General features: G+C 37.9%; 4 protein-coding genes. All 4 read left to right on the forward strand.

From position 1 onward, the window contains the following. Positions 1–1,447 precede the first annotated feature (1,447 nt). The 4 genes from DYY66_RS04435 (at position 1,448) to DYY66_RS04460 (ending at position 6,122) form a co-directional block, all read left to right on the forward strand. A complete protein-coding gene (locus tag DYY66_RS04435; RefSeq protein WP_166286559.1) occupies positions 1,448–1,942 on the forward strand; it encodes a hypothetical protein in 495 nt (164 codons plus the stop codon). Position 1,943: 1 nt separating this feature from the next. Then, positions 1,944–2,984: a hypothetical protein gene (locus tag DYY66_RS04440; RefSeq protein ID WP_166286561.1), complete on the forward strand. Its 1,041-nt coding sequence runs from the start codon at positions 1,944–1,946 to the stop codon at positions 2,982–2,984. Between the two features lie 1,183 nt (positions 2,985–4,167). Beyond that, positions 4,168–5,238, forward strand: coding sequence for a hypothetical protein (locus tag DYY66_RS04455; RefSeq protein ID WP_166286567.1), 1,071 nt, complete (start codon positions 4,168–4,170; stop codon positions 5,236–5,238). A gap of 5 nt (positions 5,239–5,243) precedes the next feature. Next, positions 5,244–6,122, forward strand: coding sequence for a hypothetical protein (locus DYY66_RS04460; RefSeq protein WP_166286569.1), 879 nt, complete (start codon positions 5,244–5,246; stop codon positions 6,120–6,122). Positions 6,123–10,841 lie beyond the last annotated feature (4,719 nt).

A 10,841-nucleotide genomic window follows, 5' to 3' on the forward strand; every position in this document is an offset into this window, starting at 1 on the left:
TTCTATTTCAATTATCATCTCAGGTTCATGGTATCCAGCATTTGCACTTGATACATCACAAACGTGTGACACAAGTATCCTACCTCCTCTCTGGCCTTCGTCGCATATTTACATAANTTGTAGGAATTTCAATGACAATGTTGGGATATGAGCAATATGGAAGTATTGACTGTTTTAGTCATGCCATGGTAGTGAGTACACCATTTAGCTCTGGATGTGAAGAAACATTATTACAAATTGTAGGCAGAATCGCATCATATTCTGGTTTAGCAGTTACTGGAAGCGGAATGATTCTGTTTGTATTAGGGTGGAGAAGAGAAAATTCACTGGCAGGAGTTGAAAAATGAAAATCCTGTACCTATCCACTAGTCTGATCACGATATTACTTGGTTCTTTATCGCCAGCACTTGCACTTGATACATCACAAACATGTGACACAAGAATCCTACCTCCGCTCTGGCCTTCGTCGCATATTTACATAACAGATACAAATGAAAGTTTGCCGTATGTTCCATCGACTTATCACACTGCAATATTCCATGACGATGATGTGCGGAATACTAGCACTCAACCAAGAGTTGTTCAAGTAACGCTGACAATACAAGACCAAAATACGGGACGACAGGTTTTCAATCAGACACAAAGCGTGCAGATGCAGGCTTGCAGTGGACCAGAATCAGTAAAGTGGAGATTCGTACCAATACAAGTTGCAAATTACATTGCGACAGTTTCAGATAATAGGGGTAATGTTCGTATGGATTTCAATTCAATGCTTAATGATACCCAATCACAAACGGTTTCTTCNACAAATTACATTGCGACAGTTTCAGATAACAGGGGTAACGTCCGTATGGGTTTCTATTCAATGCTTAATGATACCCAATCACAAACGGTTTCTTCACCGCTAGAACAATTAAGATTTGGAATAGATTCACACAATGTAGTCTGTAAACAAAATCTACAGCTAGTGATGAAATCTGAAGATGGTTCCCCTGCATGTATTAGATCTGATACTGTATCAAAACTTGTTGAACGAGGATGGATAAAATTAAGATTTGCAACAGGCATTGCCATTAACTCATACACTCCCATCTCAAATGAGACAGAAGATCAAACCGTAAAAATAGTTGAGATTAAAATGGTTCCACCTTATACTCCTGGAGGACCTGTGATTCAATTGACCATACAAAATGTTGGTACTACACCTATAACAAATCTTAATGCAATACTTGAAACCAATCACAACTACACTTTTAATTTTAAAAGTATTACATCATCAACTCCACTCATTTCAGGTAATTCTAGATCTGATACTACTATGTTAGTTGGTGGAGGCTTTCAAACTGAATCAACATATTCTCTCATTATTAGTGGAATGAAAGACAATATGCCATTTGAATACCTTGAGAAGGTTCGCATCCAAGGATAGTAAGGAAATGATGAGAAAATGAAAACTCTGCGCTTAATCATAATTGTGATTTCCATATCAATTGGTTCTGCATCAATTTTGTATTTTGCAAGCTTCTATGACTTTGCACCAAGTACTACAGACAATCCATTTGGAATCAATGCAACAGTAAGCTATGTACACAACTTGAAGATATCGTGCCCTTACCAGCCATGTGGACCGCTTAATGCATTTGGCCTGTCATATACATCACAAAAGCCTGTTCAGCTCATCTCCTACAACATCTGTGGAGGAATTTATTGCATAAAACAAGGAAACTTTGCATCATATGGAAGAGGAGGAACACCGGATAGTCCAGTATGGGGAGGAAGCACTACACTTGGTGAGATTCCATGGAAAGTTGGTGATACTGTAGATGTCAGATTGAAGGTTCAACCTGTCACAATAAAGGAAAATGGTGACATGGTTCCAGAACCAGAAAATATGTTGTTCATTGATCTGGGTCAATCAAAGATTACTGAGAGAAATGATTGAAATGAAAAGTCTACATCTCTCAATAATTACAGTTGTTGGAATCGTCATATTGGCAAATCAAATTGTGCCGGTTCATGCAGAACTTTCAAACCTTTCATCACCTGTAACAAATGATGAATGCGTCAACAAAATCATGGATTCGGAAAAAAGACAATCTGCCACATATGATGAAAACAAGGCAATTGAATTGGCAAAAAACTCTCAAGAACTCAAATCCAAGGTGGCAGGATATCAGTACAGTTTTGATCATACATCCAAGTATTTTGTCATTGATGACCAGGCATGCACTGCCGCATGGAGGTATGTTGAAGTTGTTTTCAACCTTCAAGACTCTCATGGAACAATCTTGTCTCAAGTTATTGTAACTGAAGATACACAACTTGCAAAAGTGATTGCATCAAACGTGCAAGCATACAATCAGTCAAATGTGGAAATGGCCAATTCAACTGCTGGTTATATGATGCCCCATACAGGGCTTGACAGCGATGTTGTTCTTGTCATGTTATTGTCTGTGTTTGCTGTAATTGGTTTTCTTATAACATATTTTTCAAAAAAACTCCATACAGGAACACCTCTGGGAATTTCTGTGGCAAGAATATTTTTTGCCGTGTTTTCAATGGTATTTTTTGTTTCTAGTGTACTGATGTTATTTAATACCATACATTGTGATATGTCATATCAGCAAATTTTTAGCGTTATTGGAAATATCTTTTTTATTGTAGAGGATCCTAACTTGTACACAACTGATTCTGCACTGGCATATTTTGGAAACACTGATGGATTCTTGCGGCATGCGGCAGATGTTGTAGTTGTAGCACTTTTTGCAGTAGCGTCAAGTATTGCTACCTATGGAATATGGACTAGAAGACACTGGTCTTGGAAACTATGTGTTGGCATAATGTTTGTTCAATTGGGCTTGTGTGTTTTTAGTCTTCAACAAGGCTGGGGCATACTCATTTCACTATTTATTCCAGTACTTGTCATTCTAGACTTGTTCAGATCCGATGTACGTATCTACTTTCATGGGGAGAGGACACAATAAACTAGAAAATGAAAACCCTTCATCTTGTGATATTTGTAATAACAGGTATTATCTCANATTCTTTCAGTTACTGTAGGAATCAATTCAGTATATGGATCAAATCAGATAGATGCATATCGTGAAAAATACTATTCTACAATAAATGTCACAAGACTTGACTCTATTGTAACCAACAGTACTGAGTTTAGAAATATTACATTTGGTATTCCATATGACTTTGAAAACGTAATTACAACTCTAAAACATCAGAATAATGGCAGTTATACGCTTGGACCATTTGATGTGATATACTTTCTACGTACGCATGACGGTATGGTAGACAAAACTCTTGTTATGACAGTAAACATACATTCAGAAATTGTTGGATCTACTGAATACGTACCGTATGTAGTACCTCCTGCATATCCCATCCCCGCCATACATCATCTTCCTAATTTTCAAAATTATACCCTGCCCAAAAATGAGATAGAAAAATTAAAGATTATCCTGCCGCCTTTTCCTCTTCAACAGGTCAAAGCTGGTATATCAGCAAATGATGTGACATGTTATTTTGGTTTTGGATTGATCTTCAAGCATGAAGACAAGTCACCAGCGTGTGTGCGTAACAATACTGTTAGATACTTGACAGAACGTGGTTGGGCAATAAACAATACAAATCAAGAATCAATCAGCCTAGTAGAGGAATCCGGAAAAGAAGTCAGTATAAATAAAAATGGAACAGTAGGTGCAAGAGTAACGATTGGTGTAAACATAAAAAATTTCCAGATTCTTTCTCCACCGGTTATTGTCACAATCTTCTATCCAAATGGTACATTGTATAAAACTGACAAAATATCGTCCAATGATATTCAATCTGACGGTCAATACAAATACAATTTCACCATTTCATCTACAAATGCAAGTGATATCTATGGCAATCATAAGGTATACGTAGAGCATAATGACAACATGGTAGAAAAATACATAACGATTTTTGCTCCACCATAGAAATGAAAACTCTGCATATTTCAATAATCATTGGAATTGCTGGCATGACNAAAGAATACATGGAAAAAACATGTAGCAAACCTGGAACTAATTGTCCTCTAGAAGATCCTTGGTATCTTGCACCTTTTGGAATGCCAGGTTTAGTTTTAACCCTGCTTGGAATATACCTCATAACATCAGGGAGGCCTCAAAAGAAATGAAAACTATACATCTTTCAAAATTTTCTGTTTTTATCATTACAATTTTGATTGTTGCATTTGTTTCATTTGGGGTAGTAGTCTATTCTTCCCCATCTTCCATATCCAACCAAAATGAAAGAATCTATCTTCACACTCCTTTTTCAAATTCAGATTTTAATGGATATGTAAAGATCGAAGACATGAAACCAAACAGTGCAGGTATTTTCATGTATCCATCATCTGTTCCTTATGGGGACCGTGCAAACGCCTACCAGACATTCATGCTTATTCGTCTGCCTAAAATCCTGGGCGGGGACAAAAATGATACATCTTCTTTTCGAGCATATAGTGCACTTGACCCTACATCTCATTGCTTGATGAAATATTGGCCACAGGATGGGAGACAGAGAATTGAAGATCCATGCATAAGTCAGCCATACCGGTCAATAGATGGAGTATCTTACAACCCAGGGCTTACAATGATTAGGGCTCCAACTACAGGAGCACTGCCAAAGCTCGACCTTGATGTAGATAACCAAGGATATCTTGTTATCAAGCCACCAACATGGACGGAAAACAAGAATGGCGTGGTTGGAATTGGAAGAGATGTATCAAAAGATGAGATTTTACAATCTTCTAAAATTCTTCTAAATTCTTGTAAAAATCAAATGACGTGGTTAGCGTTACCGGTTGAACTTCAAACAGGGGACGTGTTAATTGACATGACTTGTAAAAGTGATCATCTTAATGCAGTTTATACAAATACTGATTACACATACATAAGTGCAAGAGTAGATGTGACTTTTTGTAACTGCACAAAAACGCCAAATGAACTTGGTCCATGGATTAATTCTGAAAATGGGCAGTTGTGGAATGTTAGCAATACAACAATTTACGTTTCAGGTACTGCACTTCAGACTGATGGTAATAAAATTGATCCACGTTACTCAGAATATACTTTCCGATTTATAAAAAACGGATATGAAGTATTTTTTACAGACATGGGATCCTTTGATGATTCTGCAAAAGAGGTCTTGAGTGATTTTTTTAATGACAAAAACATTTCGGATTTGAAGAGGACGGCATAAGAAAATTGAAAACTCTATCTCTTTACATAATTGCAGTCTTGATTGTATCTGTTGCAATAGTTATCATCATAGAATTCCCAATTTATCGTGGACCTAATGCATTGATAGTACCTTCCAAACCATATGTTGAAAATAACGATACGCTGCACGGTCTACCTGATACTAACATTGGGATTGTCTTTAATGGAGTTCTATCATCACGAGATACTCCAGTGTATGTAAAACAGGGTCAAAATCTCACTTTGGTAGCAAACATAACCTCCAATCCTACAAATTTGCCTGTTTCACTTGACATTGATTCCCATGTAGGATTCACTAAAACAAACGGAATAGACTCAAAACTATCAACCACCAAAATAAACACTCCTGGACAGGTAATAATTTACGTATCAGCAAGCAAGGATGCCACTCCAAATACATATCAGATTCTAGTCAAGGCAAACAATACTCTGATGACAATGAACAGTAATTTCTATGTCAAAGTTATTCCATATAATGAAAATTTACCTCAGGCAAAAAATGCTGCATCATCTAATCCTAATCCATTGGGTGTAACAGCACTTGTAGTATACTCACCACCTGATGCTTGTCTAGGTATGCATTGTCCTCCTTACACATTCTATCTAAAAATAAACTCAAACTCTACCGCATACTTACTTGGGTATGACATTTGTGGTAATGATTTGTGTGTAAAAAATGACACCTTGTCTCTTTCATTACCAATAAACACTATGCCAATTGCAAATTATAGATACGTAACGTTATCTGATAATAAAAAATGGAATTACGGAGATACTGTGGATATGAGACTTGAGATATCTTCAATTCCAGATAACTCCACTTCATATTTTTTGGATATCAAAAATTCAACAATAGTGCCATAGAAATGAAAACTCTGCATATGTTGAACTTGCAAGTTCCTGCACAANTAATCATTGGAATTGCTGGCATGACAGCAATAGGCATAATATCTTTTACCCTGATTGACTTGCAATCAAAAAATAATGAATCTGGCAAGTATGTGTTTGAAGGCAACTATGAAATTTCAAAAGATATGACGGGATCTGTAGGAGGCAAATTGTTTTTCGTTTCTCAAACATATCCGGAAAACTATGTCAACGATTCCATTCAATTTCATGGGGTGATCTTTAGTACACTTGACCGTAATAATGACACTAATCCTAGTGGGTTTGTTTCTAATTTGGTGAAATTCTCTGATGGAAATAATGAAACTTTAACGACTGGGTATGGTGGACATCCTCCAAATACGATAACAATATTGACCAAACATCAAAATCCGCAGGCTGGACTGACAAGGTACAACAATGGTTCAGTCAATTTTTTAGTAAATGACAATGGATCCTAAAATAGAGCATGTAGCATGTAAATCCTGCCCAATCTAACTAGTGCACCCAAGGACAACCATCAATGCACGATAAAAAGACAAGTGCGATTGCGCTTGCAACTATAACTACTCCATAAATTATGAGCCTCTTGTACAATAACAAAAAATANTTCAAGGTCAACTACAATATTGTGAGTATCCTCATGTAGAAGTACTTGATTTGAATCAAAATGTGGTGTGGAAAAGTAAAGATGTAACTAGCATGTGTATTTCTACGCCCTTTAATCCCCTACCATATGTTAGTCAAAGCTTTGATCTAAATTCTGGATATGGTGGCCCAATCATGATAAACACTGCTGGCAATTACATCATGAAAGTTTCTCTTTATGGTAATAGTGTTGAAAAAGGATTTGTTGTTACATAAATGAAAACTCTATACTATTCCTATTGCGGAAAGAGTTTTCATTTCTAGAACATCACTCATGGTATGGCTTGTCACCCACAGTTAGAAGAAACGAATCCAAACCACTGGAAGGCAGTATTACCAGATATGTGCCCCTTGGTGCATTACTGTCTGCAGTTATCGTCATTGTAACTACCTGGGATGTTGCATTCATGCCAAGCGGCAGCACCTCTGATGGGGGTTCAAACAAAACGTCTATTCCTGGATGGTCTGTCACAAATGCTTCAATGGGATTTGACCCACCTCCTATGCATGAACTTCTACCTGTTGGACCTATAGAGCATGCCGTAAAGCCACCACGATGGTCATTGTCACTAAACGTGACTCCCGGATATTTTGAAAGATCCTCAAGGCTTGTTATTTCATGGTAAAATATGGCATAGTTTGTAAGGTTAAGGGATTTTGGAAGTGGTATTGGATAACTTTGACCTTGCTGTTCTGTTGAAACTGCTTCAAGCTTGAATGTTATGACTCCAGTACTTCCAGGCTTAAGCACATAATCATTTTGCGTTCCACGGAACTGAAATGTTTCATTGTATACACCATCAANGGTACTTCCAGGCCTGAGCACATAATCATTTTGTGTTCCACGGAACTGAAATGTTTCATTGTATACACCATCAAAGCCGCTGTAATTTATGACTCGTGATGGTTGGTCGTATGGAATTTGAAGACCTGAGCTGCGTGGCAGGTGTGCAGGCATTATTGTCGAGTTTGTATCTAGTGCAAATTGTGTATCTCCCCCAGGATATGCTGATTCGTTAACAGCCCATCCTCTTTTTATGAGCACGTATGCAACATCAAGTTTTACACAAGCAGGAGAATTATCTTCTGATTTTACTATCAGTTGAAGGTCAGTTTTACATTGTACATAATGTGACTCGATTCCCAACTTGAACTGTTTCAGTGGAGGCAATCTCCCTGGAGAGTGAAATGGCGGTGTATTTGAGCCATGAAAATTTACCATTAATTGCATAGCAAAATTGCTTTCACCATTTATAGCAAAAAGAGTCCATGCTCCGCCAATCACATGGGATGGTATGCCAAGACTGGTGTTAAAGTAGCCAGTGTTGTTACTCTTTACTTGAGTTGAGTTTTGTATATTATCATAGTTATTTAGTAAAAAGATGTTTGTCGTTGAATCTGGTAACGCGTATCCATTAATTGGAATTATATCCCCATCTGTAAAGTTAGACTTGGACGTAGAAATTTGTGGAATTTCCACGTGAGCCATGCTGAAATTAGATGCACCAATAAAAATTAGAGAAATTACAATTATTGAAAGATACAGAGTTTTCATTTTGTATTTGNATGTTGGGCGGAGTAGGTTTTTTGGTTTATTCATTACGAAAATCAACACCTGTGGATTTTCAATAGATCTAATCATTACTGCACAGATATTGTAGCACTCATTGGTGGTGCCAATGAGTTTGGATTGTCAAGGCTATTCCCAGACAAATATCTGAGCAGTGTATGTGCCAGGTGCAGTTGGAATCCAGGACTGTCCTGGATTGAGAGATTGGTTAATGTCAAGTGTGCCTGTTATCCATGAAAGCGATTGTGTTACACCGTTACTATCTTGGATCTGTACAATGTATGCAAATGGTATAACACAGTCATGTCCGTTGGCCAAATCAGCAGTGATTTGTATCTGTTGTCCTACTTTTACTGCACCAGTAATTGCATTTCCATACGGATCCACTATTCTTGGGTTTTCTGCAGCCCCACGGATAATCGGTCCTGAAGGGAAAAAATCTGTATTACATCCAGGGCCGATATAGCTAAATGTTGTTTGGTTTTTGGCTCCAGCATAACTTGCAATTATGGAAAAATTTCCAGAGGGAATGGAATTGAATGTGAGTGGTAAGGTCTGCGAATAGCTTCCATTAGCATTTGGCTCAAGTGATACCAGTTCAGGATGTGGATAACTTGGATGTAGAATTTCAATAGATATTCGTTGGTTTGGTACAACTGGATTGACTTGACCTGAAATTGTGTAGGTATCTCCGTAATGGTATGAAGTTTTATCAGATGAGACTGTAAGTGATTCTGGCACAGAATATGCGTAATGAGATGAAAAAGTACATAGTAGCAAAATTGAAACGATAAAAGTGAAAAGGACTAAAANGTCAGTTGAGATTGTTAGTGATTGCTGTACAGAATATGCGTAATGAGGTGAAAAAGTACAAAGTATCAAAATTGAAACGATAAAAGTGAAAAGGACTAGAATCTTCATTTTATTTCAAATTCGTGAGTATGGTTTAAAAAACTGGCGTAGGATTCTTCTAGTTTTAGCAGAGGTTAGAATCTGATAATTTCACTGATCTCACATACCTGCAGTAGAAACATCTGAAGGTATTGCGTCTACCTTTTCAAATCCGAGATTAAGCATCTTATTTTCATCGGATGAAGGGACTAGCAAATAATATGAATAATCTAGAGGCTTGCCATTAATTTCTGTGCAGTAGTCACAGTTTGCATGTGTCTGCATTGATTTAATTACTGTAATCCCAAAACCGTTGAAGTAATCTTTTATTTTAAGGAATTCAGGAAGCGAAACCTCTGGAGAGGGATATTTATTTTCCCATGAAGTACCATTGCAACATACCGGAGTATACTTGAACCAAATTGTTGACTCGGATGACTTTTGAATTGTTGTTGGTACAGAAGCATCTTCTGGTGCTTGTACCGATATCTGTTTTTCCATTACATCGGAGAGGAGAGCTGCAGAGGCGAGGTTGTCCCAGACAAATACCTGAACTGTATAATCTCCAGCCTCTTGTGGCGTCCAGACTTGGGTTGCAGTGAGGGACTGGTTGTTTTGCATGGATGCTGAAAAGCCCTCAAAGTAATCTAACACATGGTTCTTGTCTAGTGCTTCAACAACATATGCAAACCTTTGATCGTGTGCCTCGTGGTTTGTAAGCATAGACTGGATTCCTATCTGTTGTCCAACCTGAAAGCTTGAGATGGTATGGCCTGTGGCATCCACCATAGTAGGATTAGATATTGAAATCTGGCTATTGTCCCCGTGAGCAAGTTGCAACGCTCCGACAGCTAAAAGTACAACAAAAATTNCCCAACCTGAAAGCTTGAGATAGCATGGCCTGTGGCATCCACCATCGTAGGACTAGATATTGAGATTTGGCTATTGTCCCCGTGAGCCAGCTGAAACGCTCCGACAGCTAAAAGTACAACAAAAATTGGAACGGAAAGTAGGATCTTTGGACTCATACAAAGAAAGCCTCGCGCAATTCATAAAAAGCATTGCTACTAATTTGTCTGGTTGAGTGTACTNGTGTATAATTACCAGCCTTTTGTGGTATCCAGACTTGGGTTGCAGTGAGAGACTGGTTGTTTAGCATGGATGCGGAGAAGCCCTCAAAGTAATCTAACACATGGTTCTTGTCTAGTGCTTCAACAACATATGCAAACCTTTGATCGTGTGCCTCGTGGTTTGTAAGCATAGACTGGATTCCTATCTGTTGTCCAACCTGAAAGCTTGAGATGGTATGGCCTGTGGCATCCACCATAGTAGGATTAGATATTGAAATCTGGCTATTGTCCCCGTGAGCAAGTTGCAACGCTCCGACAGCTAAAAGTACGACAAAAATTGGAACTGAAAGGAGGATCTTTTTACTCACAAAGAAAGCCTCGCGCGATTGATAAAAAGCATTGCTACTAATTTGTCTGGTTGAGTGTACTGTGTGATTATGGTGGTCGTATGAAGGTAGGAACTTTTTGAGATTCTACCATTATTGTGCCATTCATGTCTGGATGTAATTTTGAATAATA

Source organism: Candidatus Nitrosotalea sp. FS, from assembly GCF_011319475.1.
Taxonomy (GTDB): Archaea; Thermoproteota; Nitrososphaeria; order Nitrososphaerales; family Nitrosopumilaceae; genus Nitrosotalea.